Genomic DNA, 26,372 nt, shown 5'->3' on the forward strand with positions numbered 1-26,372 from the left:
AACTTCGTCCGGGTGCCGGCGTTCCTCTCCGGGCTGCTCCTGCTGATCTGGTTCCCGCTGATCGCCCGGCGCACCGAACAGCGGTACGAGGCCGCCGCCGGCACCTCCCCGGACGTCTACTTCGGCAACTGGCTGCTGATCACCGGCGCGCTGTTCGCGCTCTCCGCGCTCTGGCTGCTGGTCCGGGCGGTCCGCTCCCGTACGGGCCGGCGCAGCGAGACGAAGGTCCGCCCCTCCGCGCCCCACTGACCGGCCGTGAGCCAGCCGCCCGCGCGGGCGTGCCGCAGCAGGGCCGGCGTGCCGATCCGCGCCCACGGGAACGGCTCGGCGTCGCGCGCGGAGGCGTGGGCGGTCCTTCCGTCCGGTCCGTCCCGGCCGTCGTCGAGACGGACCCGGACCCGTTCGTCCACGTCGACGGGGGCGGTCTCGGCGATCAGGAGCCCGCCGACGCCGAGCAGATCGGCCGCCCGGCCCAGCAGGGCGGCCGGATCGCCCCCGATGCCGATGTTGCCGTCGAGGAGCAGAAGGGTGCCCCAACGGCCCTCCCCGGGCAACGGGTCGAACACGCTGCGGAGCAGAGCGGCGCCGCCGAGCCCGCGCGTACGGGCCACCGCCGCCTCGCTGACGTCGATGCCCAGCGCCCGGTGCCCGAGCGAGGCCAGCTCCGCCACCAGCCGCCCCGGCCCGCAGCCGATGTCCAGCACCGGCCCCTCGCACCGGTGCAGCGCGGACAGGTCGGCGGAGCCCGCGTCGGAGCACCAGCGCTCCACGTCCAGCGGCAGCAGCCAGCCGTCGTTGCGGCGCAGGAACAACGGACCGCGGCCGGTGCGCAAGGCGTTGGCGTACGGGTCGGCGCCCCACGGAGCGGTGCGGATCGGCGCGGCCCCGGGGGCGTCCGTGGAGCCGACGGCCGTTCCGTGGGCGTCCGGGGCCTCGACGCGGTCGGCCGGGGCCGGTGCGGCGAGCCCGGACGAGGGCACGGTCGTACTCATCGCACCCCCGCCCCGGTGAGCCGGCCGAGCGCCGCGGCGAACCGGCCGCCCGGCGCCGCCGACGCGACCCGGTGGGCGTCGGCCGCGGTGTCCACGTCGACCAGTACCGGCAGATCGCACACGGCGAGCCCCGCCTCCACCAGTCTGCGCCGCTGCACCGCACCCGTTTCCGGGACGGACATCGGCACCCCGCGCAACAGGGCCGGATCGGGATCGGCCAGGCCCAGGGCCCAGAAGCCGCCGTCCTCGGCCGGACCGAACCAGGCCCCGGCGCCGTCCCAGGCGGCCGGGGCGAGAGCGGGGGCGAGCAGGTCGGACGTGATCTGCGGGGTGTCCATGCCGACCAGGAGGGCCGGCCCCGTACACCCGCCGAAGGCCGCGGCGAGACGCTCGTCGAGACCGCCCGCGCTCTGCGGCACCACCTCGAAGCCCCGGGGCACCCAGGGGCCCGGCCGCCCGTCGAGGACCAGCACGCGCCGCCGGGCGGGCAGGGCGAGCACGGCGTCCAGGGTGTCCGCGAGGGCCGCGGCGGCGAGCTCGGCGGCCTCGGCGGGGGAGAAGGGCGGGCAGAGCCGGGTCTTGACCCGCCCCGCCACCGGCTCCTTGGCGATGACCAGGAGCTCCGTGGGCCCGTACGCGCTCATCGAACGGCCTCCGCCCCCGCGCGCCCGGCCCGGTCCGGTGCCCGGTCCGCCGGTGGCTCCCGCAGCACGCCCCGCATGTCGCGCACCGCCTGCCAGGTCCCGCGCCAGGTGCCGGTCACCTTCGACTTCCCGGTGCGCGGCCGGTAGGGGACGTCGCTCTCGGCGACCCGCAGCCCGGCGTCCGAGGCCCGGACCACCATCTGGAGCGGATAGCCGCTGCGCCGGTCGGTGAGGTCCAGGGCGAGCAGATCGCTCCGGCGGGCCGCCCGCAGCGGGCCGAGATCGTGCAGGCGCAGACCTGTGCGGCGGCGCAGCATCCGGGCCAGTGCCAGATTGCCGGCGCGCGCGTGCGGCGGCCAGGCGCCCCGGCCCTCGGGGCGACGGCGGCCGAGCAGCAGATCGCACTCGCCGTCCGCGATCCGCCGCACGAAGCCGGTCAGCAGCGCGGGGTCCAGCGAGCCGTCGCAGTCGCAGAAGCAGACGAACTCGGCCTCGGCGGCGAGCAGCCCGGCGTGGCAGGCAGCGCCGAACCCGCGCCGTTCCTCCGTGACGACGTGCGCGCCGAGGGAGCGGGCGAGCTCGGCCGAACCGTCGGTCGAGCCGTTGTCGACCACGATCGCGCGCCAGCCGTCGGGGACGCGATCGAGCACCCAGGGCAGCGCGGCCGCCTCGTCGAGGCAGGGCAGCACGACGTCGGCCCTGGGGAGGCCGGTGTGCGGGGCGGGCGGAAGGGGAAGAGCGGCAGAAGAATCGGTCACCCGCATCACCCTACGGAGACAACTCCGGCATTCAGGGCATCAGGTTCTTACGAAACATGGACATCGGCCGGATGGGGGTGTTCGGCCCCGGGTGTCCCGGGGCCGAGGTGCCACAGTGGAGGCCATGGAGAACACCCCGCCCGTCCGGCATCCGGCGTCTGTCCCGCAGGGGGCGCGCGGCCGGGTCCTCGTCGTGGACGACGACCCCACCGTCGCCGAGGTCGTCGTCGGCTATCTGCACCGCACCGGCTACACCGTCGAGCAGGCCGGCGACGGCCCCGCCGCGCTGGCACGGTTCGCGGCGCACCGGCCCGACCTCGTCGTCCTGGACCTGATGCTCCCCGCCATGGACGGGTTCGAGGTCTGCCGCCGGATGCGCGAGCACGGCCCGGTCCCCGTCATCATGCTTACCGCCCGCGGTGACGAGGAGGACCGCGTCCTCGGACTGGAGACCGGAGCCGACGACTACGTCACCAAGCCGTTCAGCCCGCGCGAACTCGTCCTGCGGGTCGACTCCGTGCTGCGCCGCGCCCGGGCCGCCGTACCGGCGGACGGGGTCGGTCCGCTGTCCGCGGGCGGGCTGAGCCTCGACCCGGCCGCCCGGCAGGCCTACCGCGACGGCCGCGGACTGGCCCTGACGCTGCGGGAGTTCGACCTGCTCGCCTTCCTCCTCCGGCACCCCGGGAAGGCGTTCGGACGGGAGGAGCTGATGCGGGAGGTCTGGGGGTGGGACTTCGGCGACCTGTCGACGGTCACCGTCCACATCCGCAGGCTGCGCGGCAAGGTCGAGGCGGATCCCGCCCGCCCCCGGCTGATCCGCACCGTGTGGGGCGTGGGCTACCGCCTGGACGCCGAAGCGGACCGTACGGAGGAGGACGCGGCCACCGCCCCCGCGCCGCCGACCGGGGGCCGTTCGCGGTGAAGGACGTCCTGCGGCATCGCGCTCTTCGCCTTCCTCGGCGCGGCGGCCGCCGTACTCCTCGGCGCGGGCGTCCTGCGCACCCCGCCCGCCGGGGCGGGCCTCGGTTTCGCCATCGTGCGCGGCATCGTCGAGGCGCACCCCGGGCGCGCCGAGGTGCGCAACGTACAGGGCGGCTGCTGCTTCTCCGTCACGCTCCCGACAGCGTGACGGCGCTCTCCTGCCCACTGCCCGCCGAACCACGCAGCGGGGCCGCCGCGAAGTCCCGCATCCCCTCGGCGAAGGAGACCCGGGGCCGCCAGCCCAGCTCCTCGCGCAGCGCCCGCGAGTCCGCCGTGACATGGCGGACGTCCCCGAGGCGGTACTCCCCGGTCACCACCGGGTCCGGCCCGCCGTGCGCGCCGGCCAGTGCGGCGGCCATCTCCCCGATGGTGTGCGGGTCGCCGCTGCCGGTGTTGTACGCGGCGAAGGACGCGGGCCGCCGCTCCCGTACGGCCTCCAGGGCCACCGTGTTCGCCGCCGCCACGTCATGGACGTGGACGAAGTCGCGCCGCTGGCCCCCGTCCTCGTAGACCCGGGGGGCCTCGCCGCGTGCCAGGGCCGAGCGGAAGAACGAGGCGACGCCGGCGTACGGGGTGTCGCGCGGCATGCCCGGCCCGTACACGTTGTGGTAGCGCAGCGACACCGCCCGGCCGCCCGTCGCCCGTGCCCACGCGGCGGCGAGGTGCTCCTGGGCCAGCTTGGTCGACGCGTACACGTTGCGCGGGTCCGCGGGCGCGTCCTCGGCCACCAGACCGGGCGTCAGCTCCGCCCCGCAGTCCGGGCAGCGCGGCTCGAAGTTCCCCGCCCGCAGATCGGGCTCCGCGCGCGGTCCGGGGCGGACCGTGCCGTGCCGGGGGCAGGCGTAGCGGCCCTCGCCGTAGACCACCATCGACCCGGCCAGCACCAGGTCCCGGACCCCGGCAGCGGCCATCTCCGCCAGCAGCACCGCCGTACCGAGGTCGTTGCACCCCACGTACAGCGGGGCGTCCGCGAAGTCCTTGCCGAGGCCGACCATGGCAGCCTGGTGGCACACGGCGTCCACCCCGGCCAGCGCGTCCCCCACCGCCCCCCGGTCCCGGACGTCCCCGACGACCACGCGGTCGCCCGGCGGCTCCGGAGGCGTGCCGCCGGCATGGGCCGAGGGCAGCAGGGCGTCCAGCACCACGCTCTCGTGCCCGGCCGCGGCGAGTGCGGCGACGACATGTGACCCGATGAACCCGGCTCCGCCGGTGACCAGTACGCGCATGACGGCCACGCTAGGGCCCGGTGAGGGCTCGGGCCGGGCGCGGCGCGCACCCGTCACGGATCCGTAAGGACCTGTCCGACGTCCCGGTCAGCGCACCCGCTGGCCGGGGGCCGCGTCGAGACGCACGAAGGGGATGGCGCGGCCCGCCCGCCGGTAGGCGTCCTTACTGCCGTCGGCGACGTCGAGCCCCATGAAGGCGCACAGCCGGCGGGCGGTGCGGGGGTGGGCGGGGGCGTAGCGGGCCATGATCTCGCCGCCCTCGTCCGCGCTGGGGAAATGGGCGGTGACGGCGTAGTGGCGGTTGCCGACCTGGATCGTGGTCTTCGGCGAGGCGCGCAGGTTGCGGTACCAGGCGGCCTCGGGGCCGAAACCGGAGGCCAGAAACCAGGTCCCCTCCCCGCGGTCGTGCGCGACGACCTCCAGGGCCACCCGTCGGTCCAGGCCGCTGTTCCGGCCGGTGTGGTGCAGGAGCAGCAGGCGCCGGCCGAAGACCGGGCCGAGGCCCACGCGGTAGAAGGCGATGGGCAGGCGGGCGAGGCGTCGCCGCCAGCCGCGCGGCAGGGGTGGACGGCGGGGGCCGGTGTTATGTCGTGGCGGCATCACAACGCCTCCTCTGGACGCGAAACGGGAGTCGGCGGCACAGCGGGCCCCGGCTCGACTCTTAGCCTGTGCAATCTTTGCACAGTCTAAATCCAGGAGACGTGGAAGACCGAGGGGGCGGGGCACGCCCTGCCGGGAGCAGGGTAGAAAGGTGCCATGGCCAGGAACCCGGCTCCTGCGGAGCGCATGGACGATGTGGACGCCGTGACCGGGGCGGTGCTGACGGCATCCAGGTTGCTGGTCGCGGTGTCGGCGCGCTCGCTGGCGGACGTCGAGGAGCGGGTGACGCTGCCGCAGTTCCGGATGCTGGTGGTGCTGTCCTCGCGGGGGGACACCAAGCTCGTGGCCCTGGCGGAGTTGCTGGGTGTGGCGCCGTCGACGGCGATGCGCATGGTCGACCGGCTGATCGCGGCGGGCCTCGCGGACCGGCAGGCCAACCCGGACAACCGCCGGGAGACGCTGCTCCGGCTCACGGAGGAGGGCCGTCGCACGGTCGGGAACGTCACCGCGCGTCGACGTCAGGAGATCGCGTCGATCGTCGAGCGCCTGGCTCCGCGCCAGCGGACGGCGCTCATCGAAGCGCTCACCGACTTCAACCGGGCGGGCGGCGAGCCGCCGGCGCCGCTGCCGGACGGAGGCGCCGGACCGCACCCCCTGGGCTGGGGCGACGCGACGCCGGCGGGCTGACCAGCCGGCCGGGACGTCCGCCGGCGCCAGGCTCCGCGGGCGGGCGGTCCTCCTGGACGCGCTCGCCAGGGACATCACGCATATGGTTGCATCTTGAACAATCATGTCGTGAGAGAGGAGCGTTCCCTTGAGCGAGCGGCCGGTGGGCGACATGGCGGGTGAGCGGCCCGATGCCTGGGCCGAGGCCGTGGTGGCCGGGCTGGGCGCCGCGAGGGCCGCGGAGCGCGCTCTGGCGGAGGCCCTGCGGCCGGCCATGTCCCTGAAGGAGGAGAAGGCGCAACGGCGGGCCGAGGCGGTCCGGGCGGCGGCCATGGGGCTCGGAGCCGAAGGCTGTGCTTCCGCCGCGGGAATCTCCGAGCGTCTGCTCGCGTCCTGGCGGGCCGAGGACCCGGTCTTCGACGCCGCCCTGTCGGCGGCCAGGTCCCTGGCGCATGTGCATGACGTGGTACCGGACGTCGCCACCAACCCGGCTGTGCTCAGGGTGGCACTGGACGCCATTCTGGACGGCGTGCCGTTCGTCGCGGTGGGTGCTCTGGTGGGGGCGAAGCGGGATGCCTTCTATCGCCTGAGGCGAGGCAACCTCCGGCTCGGCGCGCTCTTCGGCGCCGCGCAGAGCGCGCGCCGCCGGACCATGTCGCCGGGCCGGAAGAAGAGGGCGGAGCTCAAGGGATATCGGCTGGTCCGCATCGATGCCTCGACGGCCCCGGGCGCCGACCCGGCCCGCTGAGCGGGCGCCGGGCGGCGGCCGCCCGCCGGATCAGGGACGGCCGGTGAGGTAGCCGCCCATCGAGGTGAAGTACTCGGCCGCGGGCAGCTCGCGGCCGTCCTCGGTCCGTACGCGCGTGATCGCGAGGCCGTGGTTGCGGCCGGTGCGGGCGTCGGCCCCGGCGACGATCACCACGCCTTCGCCCTCCCGGTAGAACACCCGGCCGGGCGTGCCGCCGTAGCGGTTCTGGGACACGACGGCGGAGAGGACTTCCAGCCGCCGGCCCCGGTGGAAGGTGAAGGCGCTGGGGTAAGGGGCGGACTGGGCGCGGATCAGACGTTCGAGATCCTCGGCGGGCCAGCTCCAGTCGATACGGATGTCCTCGGCGGCCCGCTTGTGGAAGAAGGTCGCCTTCGACCGGTCCTGCGGGGTGAACTCGGTCTGTCCGGAGGCGATGAGGGCGAGTGCGCCGATGGTGACCGGGGCGATGAGGTCGACGGTGCGGTGGAAGAGGTCGGTGGCGGTGTCCGTCGGGCCGACCGTTATCGCCTCCTGGCGGACGATGTCGCCGGCGTCGAGTTCGTCGTCCATCAGGTGCGCGGTGACGCCGACTTCGCTCTCGCCGTTGATCAGCGCCCAGATCAGCGGCGAGAATCCGGCGTACTTCGGCAGCAGCGAGTCGTGGACGTTCAGCGTGCCGTGGCGGGGGAGCCCGAAGATGCGCGGCGGTATCCAGGTCCGCCAGTTGTTGGCCACGATGATGTCCGCGTCCGCCTCCTTGAGGCGCTCGAACAGCTCCTCGTCGTCGGGGCGTTCGCGGATAAGGACGGGGACCCCGTGCTCCTCGGCGAGATCGGCGACGGAGTCGCTCCAGATCTTCTCGTACGCGTGCTCGCTCCTGGGGTGCGTCACGACCAGCACCACCGTGTGCTCGGATTCGAGGAGGGCCTGCAGGGTGCGGTGCCCCCAGGTCTGGTAACCGAACATGACGACCCGCATGGGTTCCTCCTCGGGGCAGGGATGGGCCGGGCAAGTAAAGCAAGCCTCACCTGAGTCGGCAACAGGCCGTGATGTGAACCGTGGATGACGGATCGTCAGCAAACTGTCGCCCCGGTCGCGCTATCGACAAGGCCTGCCGGTCAGCTTAGGCTCACCTAAGTCGAAGTGGGCGGTTCCGTCGGCCTGCCCGCCTTTCGCCACCAACCCCCACGCCTGACAGGCGATTTTCCCAGACGAATGGGAGTGACATGTCACAGGTTCTTCCTGGCGACACACCACTGGTCCACGACCTCATCGGCATCGGCTTCGGCCCGTCGAATGTGGCCATGGCGATCGCGCTCAGCGAGCACAACAGCAAGGTCGGCAGGCAGGATTCGGTCACCGCCCACTTCTTCGAGCAGCAGTCGAGCTTCGGCTGGCACCGCGGCATGCTCATCGACGACGCCACCATGCAGGTGTCCTTCCTCAAGGACCTGGTGACGCTCCGGAACCCGGCCAGCGAATTCAGCTTCCTCTGCTACCTGCAGAGCAAGGGCCGGCTGATCGACTTCATCAACCACAAGAACCTCTTCCCCCTGCGGGTGGAGTTCCACGACTACTTCGAGTGGGCCGCGGCCAAGGTCGACGACCTGGTCTCCTACGGCCACAAGGTCGTCGCCGTCACACCGTTCGTGCACGACGGGACCGTGGAGTACCTCGACGTGACCGTCCGGTCCAAAGAGGGACTGACTGTCCACCGGGCCCGCAACCTCGTCATCGGCACCGGCCTGCGCCCCCTCATGCCGGAAGGCGTGGAACGCGGCGAACGCGTCTGGCACAACTCCGACCTGCTGCGGAAGGTCGACGGCCTGGAGAACGCCTCGCCCTCGCCCGCGAGGTTCGTCGTCGTCGGCGCCGGCCAGAGCGCCGCCGAGAACGTCGCCTACCTGCACCGCCGTTTCCCGGACGCCGAGGTCTGCGCGGTCTTCTCCCGCTACGGCTACAGCCCCGCCGACGACAGCAGCTTCGCCAACCGGATCTTCGACCCCGACGCGGTCGACGACTACTTCGCCGCCCCCGAGGAGGTCAAGAGCCGGCTGATGGCCTACCACGGCAACACCAACTACTCCGTGGTGGACATCGACCTGATCGACGACCTCTACCGCCAGATGTACCGCGAGAAGGTGCTGGGCACCGAACGGCTGCGCTTCCTCAACGTCTCCCGGGTCACCGGAGTCGAGGAGAGCGCCGACGGGGTCAGGGCGACCGTCAAATCCCTGGTGACCGACGAGGAGTCGGAACTGGACGCCGACGTCGTGGTGTTCGCCACCGGATACAGCCCCGCCGACCCGCTCGGCGTCCTCGGCGAGGTCGCGGAGCGCTGCGCACGTGACGACGCCGGCCGCGTACGGGTCGAGCGCGACTACCGGATCGTGACCGACCCCGGCCTGCGATGCGGCATCTACCTCCAGGGCGGTACGGAGCACACGCACGGCATCACCACCTCGCTGCTCTCCAACACCGCGATACGGGTCGGCGAGATCCTGGACTCCCTGCTCGACCGCCGGGTCAAGTCCACTTCCGACGAGTCCCGGCCCGTGGTGGAGGGGACCGGCGGCGCCACCCCGCGTTAGCGCCGTCGACGCACCGGCAGTTCCGGCCTCCGGCCCGCCCGGTGACCTGCCGGGTGGGCCCCGCGGGGCCACTCCGATCAAAGGGATATCGTTCCTCGACATGTTCACGACTGAGGTGGAGCGCCCCGTGCCCGGGGGGACGACCGACACCCGCCGACGGCGGGTCGTCGGGCTGGGCGTCCTCGCGGTGGCCCTGGTGATCGCGGCAGCGGTGTCCTTGGCCGTCGGGGCGCGCGCGTTGAGCCCCACCGAGGTCTGGCACGGGCTGTTCGCGGACCCCGGGCCCGACCAGAAGCTCACCGAGATCCGGCTCATCGTGCAGACCGTGCGCGTGCCCCGCACGGTCCTCGCGATCGTGGCGGGCCTGGCCCTGGGCGTGGGCGGCGCGCTGATCCAGGGGTACACGCGCAACCCGATCGCCGATACGGGACTGCTGGGCGTGAACGCCGGAGCCTCCTTCGCCGTGGTGTCGGTCATCGCCCTGTTCGGGTTCACCGACCCGTTCCAGTACGTCTGGTTCGCCTTCGTGGGCGCGGGGATCGCCGGCGTCGTCGTCTTCGGCCTGGCCAGCATCGGCAGGGGCGCGGGCAACCCCCTGACCCTCGCTCTGGCCGGACAGGGCGTCACGGTGTTCCTCGCGGCGATGACCACGGCGGTGGCCCTGTCCGACCAGAAGTCGCTGAACGCGCTGCGCTTCTGGAATGCGGGTTCCGTCGCCGGCGTCGGCTTCGACGTCATCCGGCCGGTGACGGGGTTCATCGCCGTCGGGCTGGTCCTGGCGCTGATCACGCTGCCCGCCCTCAACCTGCTCACCCTGGGCGACGACGTGGCGCGCGGTCTGGGAGTGAACATCGCGGTGAGCCGGACCATCGGCATCGTCGCCGTCACGCTGCTGGCGGGGGCCGCCACGGCGGCCTGTGGCCCCATCGCCTTCCTCGGGCTCATGGTGGCCCATGTGGCCCGCTATCTGACCGGCCCCGACTACCGCTGGCTGGTGCCGTACGCGGGGCTGCTCGGTGCCGGCGTGCTGCTGGTCTGCGACATCGTGGGCCGCCTGGTCGTGCGGCCGGGAGAGCTGGAGTCGGGCGTCGTCGTCGCCCTCCTCGGAGCCCCGTTCTTCGCGCTCCTGGTGTGGCGAGGAAAGTTCAGAAGCGCATGAGGCGGGTCCACGAGCACATGAGGGAAGTCCAGGAGCCCATGAGCGGAACCGAAGTGCGAGCGTCCATGCCGTCGGGCGTGCGGCTCGGCCAGGTGTCGTTCGTCTGGCGTCCCTGGCTCGTACTGGTCACGCTGGTGCTCGCGGTGGCGGCCTTCCTGGTCTTCTGCCTCTCCATCGCCGTCGGTGACTTTCCCATCGGCCTCTCCCGGGTCGTCGCCACCCTCTTCGGCCGGGGCGAACAGGTCGACGCGTTCGTGGTCATGGACCTCCGGATGCCCCGGGCGCTGGCCGGTCTCATCGTGGGCATCGCCCTGGGCCTCTCCGGGGCCATCACCCAGTCCGTGGCGCGCAATCCGCTCGCCAGCCCGGACATCCTGGGGATCACCACCGGAGCCGGCGCCGTCGCGGTGTTCCTGGTGACGACGACGGGCGGCACCGCCGCGGCGATCGCCGGCTCGGTCGGGCTGTCCTCGGCGGCCCTCCTGGGCGGCCTCGGCACGGGGCTGCTGGTGTACTTCCTCGCCTGGCGACGTGGGATCGACGGCTTCCGGCTCATCCTCATCGGCATCTCCGTCACCGCGGCGATGCAGGCCGTCACGGTGTGGCTGCTGGCCTCCGCCGACATCCGGGATGTGGCGCGCGCCCAGGTGTGGCTGATCGGCTCGCTGGACAACCGGAGCTGGGACGAGGTCCGGGTGGCGTTCTGGTGCACTCTCGTCCTGGTCGTCGTCGTGGCCGCGGTGGCCTTCCCGTTCAAGCCCATGCACCTCGGCGACGACGTCGCCGCCGGGCTGGGCGTACGGTTCACGCGGGTTCGGGCCGTCCTGCTGCTCTGTGCCGTCCTGCTGGCCGCGGTGGGGGTGAGCGCGGCGGGTCCGGTGCCGTTCGTCGCCCTGGTGGCACCACAGGTGGCGATGCGTCTGGCGCGCCGGCCCACGCCGCCGTTGATCGCCTCGGGGCTGGTGGGCGCGCTGCTGCTGATCGGCTCGGACCTACTCGCCCGCGCGGCGCTGCCGATCGGTCTGCCGGTCGGGGTGGTCACCGCGGTGATCGGGGGACCGTTCCTCGTCTACCTGTTGGTACGGGCGAACCTCCGGTAGATGGTAGAAGTAAGGCTGACCTCAACAAGGGGGGCTTGTGGCCGCTCAGTTCACCGCCAGGACCGAAGCGGGCGTCGAGGACGTCCCCCGGCTGGCAGCCAGGGGCATCACCGTCGGATACGGCGACCGTACGGTCATCGACAAGCTCGACGTAACCGTTCCTCCGGGGGTGATCACCACGATCATCGGCCCCAACGGGTGCGGGAAGTCCACCCTGCTGCGGACCCTGAGCCGGCTGCTCAAACCGGCCGGCGGCTCCGTCGTGCTGGACGGTGAGGACATCGGCGGGCTCCGTACCAGGGACGTGGCGAAGAAGCTCGGACTGCTGCCGCAGGCGCCGGTGGCGCCGGAAGGGCTGACCGTCGCCGACCTCGTCGCCCGCGGACGCCACCCGCACCAGAGCTGGCTGCGGCAGTGGTCGTCGGACGACGCGGACGTCGTGCGGCGGGCACTGGCCATGACCGGGGTGGCGGACCTGGCCGACCGGCCCGTCGACTCGCTCTCCGGCGGCCAGCGCCAGCGCGTGTGGATATCGATGACCCTGGCTCAGGGCACCGACCTGCTGTTGCTGGACGAGCCGACCACCTACCTGGACCTGGCCCACGCGATCGACGTACTCGACCTGGTCGACGATCTGCACGAGTCGGGCCGCACCGTGGTCATGGTCCTGCACGACCTGAATCTGGCCACGCGCTACAGCGACAACCTCGTCGTCATGCGGGCGGGAGCCGTCCTGGCGCAGGGACACCCCCGGGACGTGATCACCGCCGAGCTGCTCCACGAGGCGTTCGGGCTGCGGGCCGAGGTGATCGACGATCCGGTGGGCGATCGGCCGCTCATCGTGCCGATCGGCCGCACACACGTCCGGCGCGGGCCCTGAACCGGCCCGCACCGCAGGGCCGCTGACCACCTGGCGGATCCAACTCGGCGTGACCGGTGGAAAGTTATCCGGTTAGGCTAGGCTGACCTCACTTGCTCGGGGTACAGTCTGGCTGCCCTCGTACCGGGGCGCAGTGGACAGTGCGAAAGCAAGGGATTTTGGATGCCTCTCCATCGAACGACGCTTGTGAAGCCGTGGCAGCGGCTGGCCGCGGCCGTGTCCGCCGCGACCCTCGGCGTCGGTCTCCTCGCGGGATGCGGTACCGATTCGGCGGACGAGAAGAAGAACGACGACGCCCCTGCCGCCGCCGGGGGCGCGTTCCCCGTCACGGTGGAGCACGCGTTCGGGTCCACCGAGGTCAGCAAGGCTCCCCAGCGGGTCGTCACCGTCGGCTACACCGACGACCAGGCCGTCCTGGCGTTCGGCGTCAAGCCGGTCGGCATGGTCGACCAGTACCCGAACCCGGCCGGGCAGACGCCCGACATCAACACGCAGTGGCCCTGGGTGAAGGACCAGTGGGGCGACACCCGCCCCGAGGTCGTCATGAAGAACGGTGACGCGGGCCCCAACTTCGAGAAGATCGCCTCCCTGCGGCCGGACCTGATCATCGCGGTCTACTCCGAGGTCGACAAGGCGGCCTACGAGAAGCTCTCCAAGATCGCCCCGACCGTGGGCCGCACCAAGGGCGAGAAGGAGCTCTTCAGCGCCCCGTGGCAGGACAACGCGGTGCACATCGCCAAGGCGCTCGGCAAGGAGAAGGAGGGCGCCGAACTGGTCAAGGGCATCCAGACCAAGCTGGACGCGGCCAAGAAGGCGCACCCCGAGTTCGGTGGACAGAAGGCCGTCGCTTTGTCCTGGTACAAGGACTCGATCTCCGCGTTCACCTCCACGGACGTGCGGGGCCGGCTCATCACGGGCACCGGATTCGGCTACCAGACCGAGATCGACAAGATCGCGGACGGCGGATTCTCCACCGAACTCTCGCCCGAGCGCATCGACCTCATCGACGTCGACCGGATCTTCGTCATCAACGACAAGGCCGACACGGAAGCGCTGAAGAAGTTCGAGCTGTTCAACAACCTCCCGGCCGTCAAGAACGGCAAGGTCTCCTACCTGCTGGACAGCGAGGGACCGGCGATCGGCGCGGCGATGTCCCAGGGCACCCTGCTCTCCCTGCCGTACGCGATCGACGAGCTCGTCGCCTCGGTCAAGTAACGATGACGATCCGACGCCCCCTCCCTCGGCTTCCTCGGCTCCCTCGGCGAGAACCGGTTTTCGTGTGACTACCACCAAAACCGCCCTCGCCGGGTCGACCCTGCGCACGGCCACCGGACGCGAGGCCACCCGCTGGGTGGCCGAACACTGCGGGCGGGCACGGTGGCTGACCGCATCCACCGTGCTCACCACGGTCGCCGGGGCCGCGCTCCAGGTGCTCCCGGTGCTGCTCCTCGGCCGGGTCGTCGACGGAGTGGTCGGGGGCGAGTCACGCTCGATACTGCTCACCGTCGGGGTGCTGATGGTGGGTGCGGCGCTTCTCGGCGCGGCGGCCTCCGCGGCCTCCACGTACCTGATCGGGAGACTCGGCGCCGAACTGCTCGCACGGCTCCGCGAGGAAGCCGTGCGAGCGGTTCTGGGGATGCCGAGCGCGCGCGTGGAACAGGTGGGGCGGGGCGACGTGCTGTCCCGCGTCGGTGACGACGTGGCCGTGCTCTCCAAAGGCATCCGTACGGCCATCCCCACCGTCTTCTCGGCCGGAGTCCTGGTGGCCATCGCGACGATCGGCATGTTCGGTCTCGACTGGCGGCTCGGCCTGGCGGGGGCCGGCGCCCTGCCCGCCTACGCCCTGGCGCTCCGCTGGTACCTGCCCCGCTCGGCGCCGCTCTACCGCGAGCAGCGGGTGGCCCAGGCCGATCGGGCCCAGGCCCTGATCAGCGGGCTGAACGGCATCGACACGGTCCGCGCCTACCGGATGGAGGACTCCGTACGGGAGAAGGTCACCAGCGAGTCGTGGCGGGTGCGGAACCTCGGCGTCGAGGTGTTCCGCTTCTTCGGACGGTTCGTCGGCCGGGAGAACCGGGCCGAGTTCATCGGCCTCGTCCTGATCCTGGTCGTCGGGTACGCCCTGCTGGAGGCGGACGCCGCCACCCTGGGCGAGGTGTCGGCCGCCCCCCTGATGTTTCACCGCCTGTTCACCCCGCTCGGCGCCATCATGTTCACCTTCGACGAGGCGCAGAAGTCCGGTGCGAGCCTCACCCGGCTGGTGGGCGTGTTCTCGGAGCCCTCCGAGGAACGGCTGGTGGGCGACGGCTCGGTGGCCGCGGCCGACCACGCGCCCCACCCCGTCACCGTACGGGACCTGACGTTCACCTATCCCGGGGCCGAGGACCCGGTCCTGCGGGGCGTGTCCCTGTCCATCCCGGCCGGGGGCTCCCTCGCCCTGGTCGGGGCGACGGGCGCCGGCAAGTCGACCCTGGCCGCGCTGGTCGCCGGCATCGGGAGACCACAGGCCGGGTCGGTGCGCATCGCGACGCACGACCTCGCGGGGACGGACGAGGCCGGCGCGCGCGCCCTGGTGAGCATCCTGACCCAGGAGACCCATGTGTTCTCCGGCCCGCTCGCCGACGACCTGCGGCTCGCCGCACCCGACGCGAGCGACGACGAGCTGAGGGAGGCGCTGCGCACGGTCGGCGCCGGGGGATGGCTCGACCTGCTCCCCGACGGTCTGGACACCCCGGTCGGCGAGGGCGGCGAACGCCTGGACGTCACCAAGGTCGCCCAGATCGCCCTGGCCCGGCTGGTGCTCAGCCGGTCACCCGTGGTCGTACTCGACGAGTCGACCGCGGAGGCGGGCAGTGAGGGCGCGGCCGAGCTGGAACGCGCCGTGCTGGCCGCCTGTTCCGGCCGGACCACGCTGTTCGTGGCACACCGGCTGACCCAGGCGATGGCCGCGGACCGGATCGCCGTGCTGGACGCGGGGCGCGTGGTGGAGGAGGGAACACACAGCGAACTGGTCGAGCTGGGCGGCCAGTACGCCCGGTTGTGGCGTGCTTGGCGCGAGGGCAGTTGAGCGCATTCCGGCCGAGAGCCGGGTCAATTCGCATACGTCGGAAGGGTGCTGAGACTTCGATGTCCGAACCGAACGGTTCTCGCCTGGAGCTTTCCCCCACTCGGCTGGCCGCCGTACGCCGACGGCTCGGCGACTACAGCGACCGGACCATCGTCGAAGCGTGCTCCGTCGCCCTCGCGTACTGGGCGACCGGCACCGCCCCGGACGGCATGGAGCTGACACCCGCCACGCCCTTTCCCGAGGTCCTCGGACGGCTTCACGATGGAACCGGCGTAACCGGCGGTCGACCGTCCGATGCCGAGTGTCGCGCCGTCGCCGTGCCGGCCGGGATCGACCCGGCCGAAGCCCAGCGGGCCCTCGACGACCTGGCCGACTTCCCCGACCGGCCCCTCGGCACCGTGGGCCCGTCCGGTCCCCGTGCCCGGGCCGAGGAACTGGCCCGGTGGAACGACACCCGGGCGGACCGGGTCCGCCCGACCCTCATGGAGCTGTTCCGCGAGCAGGCGCGCCTGAGGCCGGACGCCGTCGCGATCGTCGACGAGCACCGATCGCTCACGTACCGCGAAGCGGCGCGGTTGTCCGCCCAGTTGGCGCACCACCTGATCGAACGGGGCCTGGGCGCGGAACAGGTCGTCGGAATCTCGCTCGGCCGCTCCGCGGAGATGGTCGTCGGCCTCCTCGCCGTGCTCCGGGCCGGAGGCGCGTTCGTCCCCCTCGACCCCCAGTGGCCCGCCACCCGCAGGAACGTCGTCGTCGAGGACGCCACGGTCGTGCTGCAGCTCAACTCCACGGGCAAGGCCGACGCGGGGGAACCGGACGCCGTCTCCGTCGACCTCGGCGACTGGAAGTACGGGGCCCACCCCGGGGACGCGCCCGACGTGAGCGTCCCCGGCGCCTCCCTGGCCTATGTGATCTTCACGTCCGGCTCCACCGGACGGCCCAAGGGCGCCATGATCCGACACGAGGCGATCAGCGAACGCCTGTTGTGGCAGTCCGCCGAGATCCTTCACTTCGGCCATGACGACGCGTCGCTCTTCAAGGCCCCGCTCTCCTTCGACATCTCCGTCAACGAGATCTTCCTGCCGCTGGTCACCGGCGGCCGTCTCGTGATCCTGCGGCCCGGCGGCGAACGCGACCCGCACCACCTGCTCGCCGTCATCGCCGAGCAGCGCGTCACCTTCACCTACCTGGTCTCGTCCATGCTGGACGTCCTCCTGGAGATCGCGGGCGACTCCGGCCGCCTCGACTGCCTGCGGCACGTCTGGTGCGGCGGAGAGGTCCTCACCCCGGAGCTGTACGAGCGGTTCCGCGACCGCCTCGACATTCCCCTCTACCACGGCTACGGCCCCGCCGAGACGACCATCGGCGTCTCCCACGTCATCTACCGGGGAGCCGCGGAACGGCTGTCGACCTCCATCGGCAGGGCCAACCCCAACACCCAGCTCTATGTGCTCGACGACGAGCTGCGGCCCGTGCCGGTCGGCGTCGGCGGCGAGCTGTACGTCGGAGGACTCCTCCTGGGGCGCGGATATGCGGGCGCGCCGGGCCTCACCGCCTCCCGTTTCGTGGCCAACCCCTTCGCCTCGGACGGTTCCCGGCTGTACCGGACGGGCGACCTGGCGCGGTACGCCCCCGACGGTTCGCTGGACTTCCTGGGCCGCGCCGACAACCAGGTCAAGATCCGCGGCATGCGGCTGGAGATCGAGGACGTCGAGGCCTCCCTCGCCGAACACCCCGGCGTACGGCACACCTGTGTCGTCGCGAGGAAGAACACGGTGGGCGGCACCTACCTGATCGGATACGTCATCCCGTCCGGCGGCCACGAAGACCTGAGCGCGGACGATGTCAAGGAGTGGGCCTCGGCCAGCATGGTCGAGTACATGGTGCCCGCCCACCTCGTCGTACTGACGGAGTTCCCGCTCACCGCGAACGGCAAGCTCGACCGGAAGGCGCTGCCGGAGCCCGTCGTGGGCGCCGGAGCCCCCGTGGCGCCCGCCACCGAGAACGAGCGCCTGGTCTGCGAGGCGGTCGCGCGGGTGCTGCGGCTGGACAGCGTCGGCGCGGACGACGACTTCTTCCAGCTCGGCGGAGACAGCATCCTGGCGATCTCCCTCCTCAGCGCCCTGCGCGAGGCCGGCCTCCACGTGAGCGCCCGGCAGATCTTCACCCACACCGTCGTCGGGGCGCTGGCGGCGGTGGCGAGCGCCGAGTCCGTCGCCGCCGTGGACCACGGTGACGTCGCGACCGGCACCGTCGTAGGTTCGCCCATCGTGCAGTGGCTGGGCGAGACCACGGACGCGATCGACGGCTTCGTGCAGTCGGTCGTCCTCAACACCCCGGCGGAGCTGACCGCCGACGCCCTCGACGCCCTGCTCTCCGCCGTTCTCACCCACCACGACATGCTCCGTGCCGCGCTTGTACGCGGCGAGCGCTGGGGCTTCGACATCCCGCCGGCCGGGAAGACCGCACCCTGCTGGGAGGAGAGCGACGCCCCGCCGGCGGAGTGCGTCGCCCTCGCCACCGACGCGCTCGACCCGGACAACGGCGTCATGCTCCGCGCCGTCTGGCGCCGCGAGGCACGCCAACTCGTGCTGGTCGCCCACCACGTGGTGATCGACGGAGTCTCCTGGCGCATCCTCATGGACGACCTGGCCACGGCCTGGCGTCAGCACTCCACCGGCGCCCCCGTCGACCTGCCCCCGGTCGGCACATCCTTCCGGCGCTGGACCCAGCTGCTGGGCCGCGCGTCGTTCGACACCGACCGCGGGCACTACGCCACGCGGCTGCCCGCCGCCGACGCACCCCTCGGCAGGCGGGCGCTCACCGCGACCGACACCGTGGAACGGGAGCGGACCCGGACCGTCTCCGTCGGGCCCAGGACCACGGCCGCACTGCTCGGCGAGATCCCCGCCAAGTTCCACGCCGGCGTCAACGACGTCCTGCTGACCGCCCTCGCCGTCGCCCTCGCCCGCCGGCGCCGTGAGCGGGGGCAGGACCAGACGTTCGCCCACATCGAGCTGGAAGGGCACGGCCGCGAGGGGCGCGCCGTCGCGGCCGCAGCCGGGTTCGACCCCGAACTGTCGCGTACCGTCGGCTGGTTCACCACCCTGTTCCCGGTCGTCGTGGATCCCGGAACGGCGCCCGATCTCACCGCGCCCGCCTACCTCGCCTCCGCCCTCAAGGCGGTCAAGGAGGACCTCGCCCGCGTACCGAGCAACGGAATCTCCTACGGCGCCCTGCGCCACCTGGCCGACGACGGGCCGGCCGGCCCCGCGCCGCAGGTCCTCTTCAACTACCTGGGCCGCTTCGACGCCGGTACCTCGGATGACTGGCAACTCAGCAGTACGACAGGCCAGTTGGGCGAGAAGCGCGACCCGTCGATGCGGCTGCCGCGCGCCCTGGAGTTCAACGCGATCGCCGAACCCGACGAGAGCGGCGCGTACGAACTGGTCACCAGCATCTCCTGGCCCGACGGCGTCTTCACCGAGGAGGACATCACCGTCCTCGGCGACCACTTCCGCTCCGCCCTCACGTCACTCGCCGCGCTCGACGACGGCGGCCACACGCCCAGCGACTTCCCACTGGTGCCGCTGACCCAGGCCGACGTCGACGCACTGGACGGCCCGGCACTCCACGACATCCTGCCGCTGACCCCGTTGCAGGAGGGCTTCTACTTCCACACCGTCTACGACGACGACACCACGGGCGCCTACGTCGAGCAGCAGGTGCTGACCCTGGACGGCGACGTGGACGCCGACCGCCTCGCCGCGGCCGCCACCCGGCTGCTCGCCCTCTATCCCAACCTGGCAGCCCGCTTCACGGCCCTCGCCGACGGCAGGGTCGTCTCCGTCGTCGAGCGTGGCAGGACCGCACCCTTCGTCACCCTGGACCGCCCCGCCCTCACCGACGAGGAGATCCGCGACCTCGCCGAGCAGGACCGCAGGTCCGGGTTCGACCTCGCCCACGGGCCGCTGATGCGGTACACGCTCATCCGCGCCGGCGCCCGGCGCCCCGTCCTGGTGCAGACCGTGCACCACATCATCGCCGACGGCTGGTCGGTGCCGCCGATGCTCCGCACCCTGCTGGCCGAGTACCACGCGCCGGGATCGGTGTACCCGACCGGCGGCTACCGCGACTACGTGGACTGGCTCTCCGGACGTGACCAGGGCGAGAGCGACCGGGTGTGGCGCGAGGAGCTCGCCGGACTGCCGGGACCCTCCCTGGTCGCCGAGGGGCACACCCCCTCCCCGCGGTTCGCCGACGTCTCGGCCGAACCCGACGACGACATCGACGCGGCCGCACGCTCGGCCGGAGTGTCCCTGAGCGTGGCCGTGCACAGCGCCTGGGCGGCGACCCTCGGGTCCATCCTGCACAGCAGGGACGTCGTCTTCGGCTCCACCGTCTCCGGACGCGAAGCCGAGCTCCCCGGCATCCGGGACATGGTCGGCCTCTTCATCAACACCATTCCGGTGCGGGCCCGTTGGGCAGCGAACGACACGGCGTACGACCTGCTCGACGCCGTGAAACGGCACCAGGGCGCGGTCCGGGCACACCAGCACGTCTCGCTCGCGCGGATCGGCCGGCTGAACGGCACAGGCTCGCTCTTCGACACCCTGGTCGTCTTCGACATCGCGACCGACGTGGCCGACCTGCGCCGACCGGACGACACCCTCACCATCGCCGCCATCGTCAACGAGGGCGCACCGCACTACCCGTTGACGCTCGTCGTGGAACGCGCACAGGACGGCCGCTCGCGCTTCAACCTGATCTACGACGGCGACCTCCTGCGCCCCGAAGGCGCCGGAGCGATCCTCGACACGTTCACCCGGAACCTCACCGGACTGCTCGGCGGCCCGGACGACCCGGTCGACCTGCTGGCCGCCACGCCCGGCAGCGCCCCGGCACGCGAGGCGTCGACGACCCTGGTCGAGATGTTCGACGCCGCCGCGCACGGAGACCCGGCGGCCACCGCCGTCACCCAGTGCGCGCTGGACGGCACGACCCGCTCCCTCACCTACGGCGAACTCGCGCACGCCAAGAACGAGTTGGCCGCCGCACTGCGCGCTGCCGGGGTCGGTCCGGGGCACCGGGTCGCCGTCGCCGTCCCGCGATCGCTGGAGCAGGTCGTCGCCCTGGTCGCCGTCGTCACCGCCGGAGGCGCCTACGTACCGCTGGACCTGGCCTATCCGGACGAGCGGCTGGAGTACATCCTCGCCGACGCCGCCCCGCAGGTCGTCCTCGTGGACCGGGAGCAGCAGGGCCGCTTCACCGGGTTGCTGGACCGGGTGGGCGTGCGGGCCCGGGTGCTCGTCCAGGGCGACGAACACCCCCTGGACACCGACCTCCCGGCCGTCGCTCCCCGGGACCCCGCCTATGTCATCTACACCTCCGGCTCGACCGGGCGGCCCAAGGGCGTCGTCGTCCCGCACTCCGCGGTGACGACGCTCCTCGCCAACACGGTCGCGGACGTGGGTTTCGGACCGGACGACGTAGGGGTCCAGTTCCACTCCTTCTCCTTCGACTTCGCCGTCTGGGAGCTGTGGGGCACCCTCGTGCACGGCGGCGAACTGCTGGTCCCGGAGTACGCGCTGACCCGCTCGCCGGTCGACTTCCACCGGCTGGTCCGGCAACGCGGCGTGACCGTGCTCAACCAGACCCCCTCCGCCTTCCACCGGTTCATCGAGGCGGACCTGCACGCGCAGGAGCCGGTCACCGCGGTGCGCCGCGTCATCTTCGGCGGCGAGGCGCTCGACCTCGGACGGCTGCGCGGATGGGTGGAGCGGCACGGTACGGGCTCCCCCGAGCTGGTCAACATGTACGGCATCACCGAGACCACCGTCCACGTCACCCACCGGGTCCTGACGGACGAGGACTTCGCCCGGGGCACCGACGCCGCCCCCATCGGCGTGCCGCTCCCCGGACTGGCCACCCATCTCCTCGACGACCGGCTGCGGCCGGTGCCGCCGGGCCGGGTCGGCGCCGTCTACGTCGCTGGCGACCAGGTGTCCCTCGGCTATCTGGGGCGCCCCGGGCTCACCGCCGCGCGGTTCGTGGCGAACCCGTTCGCCTCCGACGGCTCCCGCATGTACCACACGGGCGACCTGGCCCGCCGGACGCTCGACGGCGAGCTGGAATTCGCCGGACGCGCCGACGACCAGGTGCAGGTGAAGGGATTCAGGATCGAGCCGGGCGAAGTGGAGAGCGCGATCCGGGAATGCGACGGCGTCGTCGACGTGGCCGTCACCGTGGCGGACGACGGCGACCACCTGGTCGCCCACGTCGTCGGCGAGCCGCCCGCGGACCTCACCGGCCTGCTCGCCGCCAAACTGCCCGCGCACCTGGTGCCGGGCCGGGTGCTGCCGGTGGACGCCCTGCCGCTGACCGTCAACGGCAAGCTGGACCGCAAGGCGCTGACCGAACGGGCCGCCCAGCACACCGACCCGCCACGGGGGATCCCGCGGCCCACCGGCGACTCCGCGCTCACCACCCTGACCGGCATCTTCGCCGAGACGCTCCCCGGAGCCACCGTGGACGCCGACACCGACTTCTTCGGCGCCGGGGGCGACAGCATCGTCGCCATCACCGTCATCAACCGGGCCCGGGCGCTCGGCCTGTCGATCGCACCCCGGGACGTCTTCCTCTTCAGGACGCCCCGCGCCCTCGTCGGCCACCTGGCCGAGCGCACCCCGCGGGCCCTGCCGGCGCCCACGTCCCGCCGCACGGACGGACCGCTTCCGCTCACGCCGATCATCCTGCGCCGGCGGGAGCTGGCCGGGGCGCTCCGCGGCTTCGCCCAGGCCCGGTCGGTGACCGTCCCCGAAGGCACCCGCCTCGATGACATCCGCCGCGCGGCGAACGCCCTCGTCGCCGCACACCCGGCCCTGCGCCTGCGCCTGCGCGTCGAGCACGGCGTGTGGGCCCTGCGCACCGAACCCGCCCGCGAGACGGCCGTCGGCACCCCGGACGCTCCCGACGCCACGACCGCGGCGAACGAGGCCGCCGACCGGCTCGACCCGGAGACCGGGGACGTCGTCGCGTTCTCCTGGCTCGCGGCGAGCCGCACCCTGGTCGTCACCGTCCACCACATCGCCGTGGACACGGTGTCCTGGCTGATCCTCCTCGACGACCTGGCCACCGCCCTCACCGGGGCGTCCCTGCCGGAGCCGACCACCTCCTACGCCGCCTACGCCGAAGCGCTCGCCGTGCGGACCGCCGAGCAGACCGACGACCCCGGCCACTGGATCACCGCCCTCCGGGCCCCGGCCCTGCTGCGCACCGTCCAGGGCCACCGCGACAGGACGGCCGTCCTCCCGCCCGGAGCGAGCGACCGGGTGACCCGCGGCGCACCCGGCGCGCTCGGGCTCGGACTCACCGAGCTGCTGGGCGGAGCCCTGCGCACCGCGCTGACCCGGATCCAGACCGCGCCCACCGACCTCGCCGTCGAGCTGGAGCGACACGGCCGGGTCCCGGCCGCCGAGCACCACGACTACTCCCGTACGGTCGGCTGGTTCACCTCCATCGCCCCCCTACGCCTCAGCGCCCACACCGACCCCGTCGCCTCGGCGCGCGAGATCGCCGAACGCCAGCCGGACGAGGACGGGCACATCGCCTACGGCCGCCTCAGGTACCTCAATCCGCAGACGGCCCCCCTGCTCACCGCGCAACCGCAGGTCCTGTTCAACTACCTCGGCCGGGGCGGCGAGTCGGACGCCCTGCCGATCACCACGGGCGACCGGAACAGCCCGTACGCCGTCGAGGTCAACGCCTGGGCCGATGAGACCACCGGCTGCCTCCACGCGGCCTTCACCCTCGCCGAGGGCATACCCGACGCGATCACCGAGCACTGGCTCGCCGCCCTGGAACAGATCGGGAACGCCACCGAGGGGGCCGAGCGCACCGCACCGGTCACCCCGCTCCAGCGGGGCCTGTTCTTCCAGGCCCAACTGGCGGGCCCGGCGGGGCACTACGTCGCGCAGAGCTACTTCGCCTTCGACCGGCGCCTGGACACCGACGCGCTGGCCGAGGCGATGGCGTACGTGATCGCGCGCCACCCCGTCGTCGGTGCGGGTTTCACCACCGACGACGACGGAAGCCCCGTCCAGGTCCTCAAGGCCGGACGGCGCGTCGCCGTCCGCACCCTCGCGCTGACGACGGAGGACGAGGTCGAGGCCCTGCGCACGCGGGACCGCGAGCAGGGCTTCGACCCGGGCGAGCCGCCGCTCGTCCGGCTGACCGTCGTCAGGATGCCCGACGGCCGCGACGGCCTGCTGCTCAGCTACCACCTGTTGCTCTGGGACGGCTGGTCCCGCGAGATCCTGCTGCGCGACCTGTTCGACGCGTACGAGGCCGTCGTGGCGGGCCGGCCGTGGGACACGACGCCGGCCGTGCCGGGCTTCGAGGAGTACGCCCGGACGCTCGCCGCGAAGGACCCGGCCGCCTCCGAGCGCTTCTGGGCCGAGCACCTGGCGGGGCTGCCGGGACCGACGCTGCTCGCCGGACCGGCCCCGGACCTCATCGAGGAGCTGCCGCGACCGCTCGTGCACACCCTGTCCGCCGAGCTGTCGGAGCTGCTGCGCGAAACGGCGCGGACCCGGGGGGTCACACTGAACTCGCTGCTGACCGGTGCCTTCGCCCTCTTCCTCGGAGCCCGTACGGGCCGCGGCGACGCGGTCTTCGGCGTGACCGTCTCGGGCCGCGAGGGCGAGGGACACGGCGACATCGTCGGCGTCCTGCTCAACACCGTCCCTCTGTGGACCCGGGCCCGGCCCGACGAGACGGTCGACGCGTACCTTTCGTCCGTGCAGGCGGCACGCGTGGCGGCGATGGACCACGAGCACCTGGGGCTCGGCGAGATCCAGCGGGCCGGCGGGCAAGACACCCTGTTCGACAACCTGTTCGTGCTCCAGAACTTCCTGGACCCGGACGCCTTCGCGGAGATGAACACCCGCCACGGCATCACCTCCGTCCGGGCGGACGACTCCACGCACTACCCGTACACCTGGGTCGTCACACCCGGCGACCGGCTCACGGTCAAGCTGGAGCACCGCCACGGAGACCCCGACAGCGCCCGCCGTCTCCTGGCGGACTACCTGCGCGTCCTGGAGGACGTCGCGCGGGCCACCGGACCGATAGGCGCGCTGCGCGGCCTGGGCCCGGACCCCGAACCCGCCGGGCGCACCGAGGTCGGCACGGACACCGTCGTCGACCGCTTCGACCAGGCGGCCGAGCGCGATCCGGGGCGCATCGCGCTCGTCGCCGACGGCGCCACGATGACCTTCGCCGAACTGCGCGAGCGCAGCCGGGCCGTGGCCGGCGTCCTCGCCCGGCGGGGTATCGGGCCCGAGACGACCGTGGGCCTGGCGATCCCGCGTTCCCTCGACTGGATCGCGGCGCTGTTCGCGGTGCTGCGCGTCGGGGCCGCGTACGTGCCGCTGGAGCTGGACCACCCGGACGAGCGGATCGCGGCCATCGTCGAGGACGCCCGGCCCGAGGTGATCCTCACCGTGAGCGCGGTGTCGCCCCGGCTGAACGGCGAACTGATCGAACTGGACCGCCCGTTGCCGGACGCCGAGCCGTACACGACGTTCGCGTCGGACGACCCGTACCGCCTGCGCCACCCCGCGTACACGATCTACACCTCCGGCTCGACCGGGAAGCCCAAGGGCGTCGTGACCGAATACGCGGGCCTCACCAACATGCTGATCAACCATCAGCGCCGGATCTTCGAGCCCGTCCTCGCCGAACACGATCACCGGGTCTTCCGGATCGCGCACACCGTGTCCTTCGCGTTCGACATGTCGTGGGAGGAGCTGCTGTGGCTCGCCGACGGCCACGAAGTCCACATCTGCGACGAGGAGTTGCGTCGCGACGCCCCCCGGCTGGTCGCGTACTGCGTCGAGCACGGCATCGACGTCGTCAACGTGACGCCCACCTACGCCCAGCAGTTGGTCGCCGAGGGGCTGCTGGAGGACCCCGAGAGGCGGCCCGCACTGGTGCTGCTGGGCGGCGAGGCCGTCTCCCCGACGCTGTGGCAACAGCTCGCGGAGACCGAGGGCACGGTCGGCTACAACCTGTACGGGCCCACCGAATACACCATCAACACCCTCGGCGTCGGCACCTTCGAATGCCAGGACCCGGTGGTCGGCGTGGCCATCGACAACACCGACGTGTACGTCCTCGACCCATGGCTGCGTCCGCTGCCCGCCGGAGTGCCCGGCGAGCTGTACGTGGCGGGCATCGGCATCGCCCGCGGCTACCTGGGGCAGAGCGCCCAGACCGCACACCGCTTCGTCGCCTGCCCCTTCGGCCGCCCCGGGCAGCGCATGTACCGCACCGGAGACCTGGTGATCCGCCGGCCCGACGGGAACATCTCCTACCTGGGCCGCACCGACCAGCAGGTCAAGATCCGCGGCCACCGGGTCGAACTCGGCGAGGTCGAGGCCGTGTTCGCGGCCCACCCGGCGGTCCGCTTCGTGGCGGCCCTCGCCCAGCCCGACCCGCAGGTGGACGGCGCGCACCGACTGGCCGCCTATCTGGTCCTCGCCGACTCCGCGGACCTGGCGCGGGTCGCCGACGAGGTGGGCGCCGGACTGCCGGACTTCCTGCGCCCCACGCACTTCGCCCAGGTCGACAGCATCCCGCTGACAGTGAACGGGAAGGCCGACACCAAGGCGCTGCCGGAGGCCAGGCCGCTGGGCGCGCTGACCACGGAGGGGGAGCGCGGCCCGGAGACCGGGACGGAGAGCACCGTCTGCGAGTTCTTCGCCGAGGCGCTCGACCTCGACGACGACGAGGTCAGCGCGGTCGGTGACTTCGTCTCCCTCGGCGGGCACTCCATGCTGGCGGTGCGGCTGATCGGGCTCCTCCGCCGCGAGTACGGTCCTGTCATCACCCTTCGCGACCTGTTCACCCTGCGAACCCCGGAAGCGATCGCCCGCCACCTCGATGAGAACTCCTGAAC

General features: G+C 72.5%; 16 protein-coding genes and 1 pseudogene. 11 read left to right on the forward strand and 6 right to left on the reverse strand.

Features of this window, described 5'->3' with window-relative positions:
* Nucleotides 1-116: 116 nt before the first annotated feature.
* From AB0F29_RS10550 to AB0F29_RS10560, 3 genes are read right to left on the reverse strand one after another with little or no spacing between them, the layout of a single operon-like run.
* Nucleotides 117-992, reverse strand: a complete 876-nt coding sequence (locus AB0F29_RS10550; RefSeq protein WP_361869772.1) for a class I SAM-dependent methyltransferase — start codon at nucleotides 990-992, stop codon at nucleotides 117-119.
* A complete protein-coding gene (locus AB0F29_RS10555) occupies nucleotides 989-1,636 on the reverse strand; it encodes a DUF2064 domain-containing protein (protein ID WP_361869775.1) in 648 nt (215 codons plus the stop codon). The genes AB0F29_RS10550 and AB0F29_RS10555 overlap by 4 nt, the downstream gene beginning before the upstream one ends.
* Complete coding sequence (locus AB0F29_RS10560; protein ID WP_361869777.1) at nucleotides 1,633-2,400, reverse strand: glycosyltransferase family 2 protein; 768 nt, start codon at nucleotides 2,398-2,400, stop codon at nucleotides 1,633-1,635. The genes AB0F29_RS10555 and AB0F29_RS10560 overlap by 4 nt, the downstream gene beginning before the upstream one ends.
* Before the next feature lie 118 nt (nucleotides 2,401-2,518).
* Between AB0F29_RS10560 and AB0F29_RS10565 the strand changes: the two genes are divergently transcribed.
* Nucleotides 2,519-3,316: a response regulator transcription factor gene (locus tag AB0F29_RS10565; RefSeq protein ID WP_361869780.1), complete on the forward strand. Its 798-nt coding sequence runs from the start codon at nucleotides 2,519-2,521 to the stop codon at nucleotides 3,314-3,316.
* 75 nt (nucleotides 3,317-3,391) lie between these two features.
* A pseudogene (locus tag AB0F29_RS10570) lies at nucleotides 3,392-3,523 on the forward strand (ATP-binding protein); the annotation flags it as partial.
* Here the strand turns inward: AB0F29_RS10570 and AB0F29_RS10575 are convergent.
* Complete coding sequence (locus AB0F29_RS10575) at nucleotides 3,504-4,601, reverse strand: NAD-dependent epimerase/dehydratase family protein (protein ID WP_361869782.1); 1,098 nt, start codon at nucleotides 4,599-4,601, stop codon at nucleotides 3,504-3,506. The pseudogene AB0F29_RS10570 and the gene AB0F29_RS10575 sit on opposite strands and share 20 nt — an antisense overlap.
* Before the next feature lie 87 nt (nucleotides 4,602-4,688).
* Entirely contained in the window at nucleotides 4,689-5,201 is a 513-nt protein-coding gene (locus AB0F29_RS10580; protein WP_361869785.1) for a nitroreductase family deazaflavin-dependent oxidoreductase, read from the reverse strand.
* Nucleotides 5,202-5,357: 156 nt separating this feature from the next.
* Between AB0F29_RS10580 and AB0F29_RS10585 the strand changes: the two genes are divergently transcribed.
* Nucleotides 5,358-5,888 carry a MarR family winged helix-turn-helix transcriptional regulator gene (locus tag AB0F29_RS10585; RefSeq protein ID WP_361869787.1) on the forward strand — a complete coding sequence of 177 codons (531 nt, stop codon included), beginning with the start codon at nucleotides 5,358-5,360 and terminating at the stop codon, nucleotides 5,886-5,888.
* 127 nt (nucleotides 5,889-6,015) lie between these two features.
* Nucleotides 6,016-6,615 carry a hypothetical protein gene (locus AB0F29_RS10590; protein WP_361869789.1) on the forward strand — a complete coding sequence of 200 codons (600 nt, stop codon included), beginning with the start codon at nucleotides 6,016-6,018 and terminating at the stop codon, nucleotides 6,613-6,615.
* Nucleotides 6,616-6,645: 30 nt separating this feature from the next.
* Here the strand turns inward: AB0F29_RS10590 and AB0F29_RS10595 are convergent, their stop codons facing one another.
* Nucleotides 6,646-7,593: a methionyl-tRNA formyltransferase gene (locus AB0F29_RS10595; protein WP_361869792.1), complete on the reverse strand. Its 948-nt coding sequence runs from the start codon at nucleotides 7,591-7,593 to the stop codon at nucleotides 6,646-6,648.
* Nucleotides 7,594-7,841: 248 nt separating this feature from the next.
* On the opposite strand from AB0F29_RS10595, the gene AB0F29_RS10600 reads away from it, so the two are divergent.
* The 7 genes from AB0F29_RS10600 (at nucleotide 7,842) to AB0F29_RS10630 (ending at nucleotide 26,370) form a co-directional block, all read left to right on the forward strand.
* A complete protein-coding gene (locus tag AB0F29_RS10600; RefSeq protein WP_361869794.1) occupies nucleotides 7,842-9,206 on the forward strand; it encodes a lysine N(6)-hydroxylase/L-ornithine N(5)-oxygenase family protein in 1,365 nt (454 codons plus the stop codon).
* Between the two features lie 100 nt (nucleotides 9,207-9,306).
* Nucleotides 9,307-10,365 carry an iron ABC transporter permease gene (locus AB0F29_RS10605; RefSeq protein ID WP_361869797.1) on the forward strand — a complete coding sequence of 353 codons (1,059 nt, stop codon included), beginning with the start codon at nucleotides 9,307-9,309 and terminating at the stop codon, nucleotides 10,363-10,365.
* Between the two features lie 38 nt (nucleotides 10,366-10,403).
* Nucleotides 10,404-11,465: an iron ABC transporter permease gene (locus tag AB0F29_RS10610; RefSeq protein ID WP_361869799.1), complete on the forward strand. Its 1,062-nt coding sequence runs from the start codon at nucleotides 10,404-10,406 to the stop codon at nucleotides 11,463-11,465.
* A gap of 37 nt (nucleotides 11,466-11,502) precedes the next feature.
* Complete coding sequence (locus tag AB0F29_RS10615; RefSeq protein ID WP_361869801.1) at nucleotides 11,503-12,345, forward strand: ABC transporter ATP-binding protein; 843 nt, start codon at nucleotides 11,503-11,505, stop codon at nucleotides 12,343-12,345.
* 162 nt (nucleotides 12,346-12,507) lie between these two features.
* Nucleotides 12,508-13,560 carry an iron-siderophore ABC transporter substrate-binding protein gene (locus tag AB0F29_RS10620; RefSeq protein ID WP_361869804.1) on the forward strand — a complete coding sequence of 351 codons (1,053 nt, stop codon included), beginning with the start codon at nucleotides 12,508-12,510 and terminating at the stop codon, nucleotides 13,558-13,560.
* 64 nt (nucleotides 13,561-13,624) lie between these two features.
* Entirely contained in the window at nucleotides 13,625-15,412 is a 1,788-nt protein-coding gene (locus AB0F29_RS10625; RefSeq protein WP_361869807.1) for an ABC transporter ATP-binding protein, read from the forward strand.
* A 59-nt stretch (nucleotides 15,413-15,471) separates the two neighbouring features.
* Nucleotides 15,472-26,370 (forward strand): amino acid adenylation domain-containing protein, encoded by a 10,899-nt coding sequence (locus AB0F29_RS10630; RefSeq protein WP_361869809.1) that lies wholly within the window; start codon nucleotides 15,472-15,474, stop codon nucleotides 26,368-26,370.
* The last annotated feature ends 2 nt before the right edge of the window (nucleotides 26,371-26,372 follow it).

This window comes from Streptomyces sp. NPDC026589, from assembly GCF_040638385.1.
Classification (GTDB): domain Bacteria; phylum Actinomycetota; class Actinomycetes; order Streptomycetales; family Streptomycetaceae; genus Streptomyces.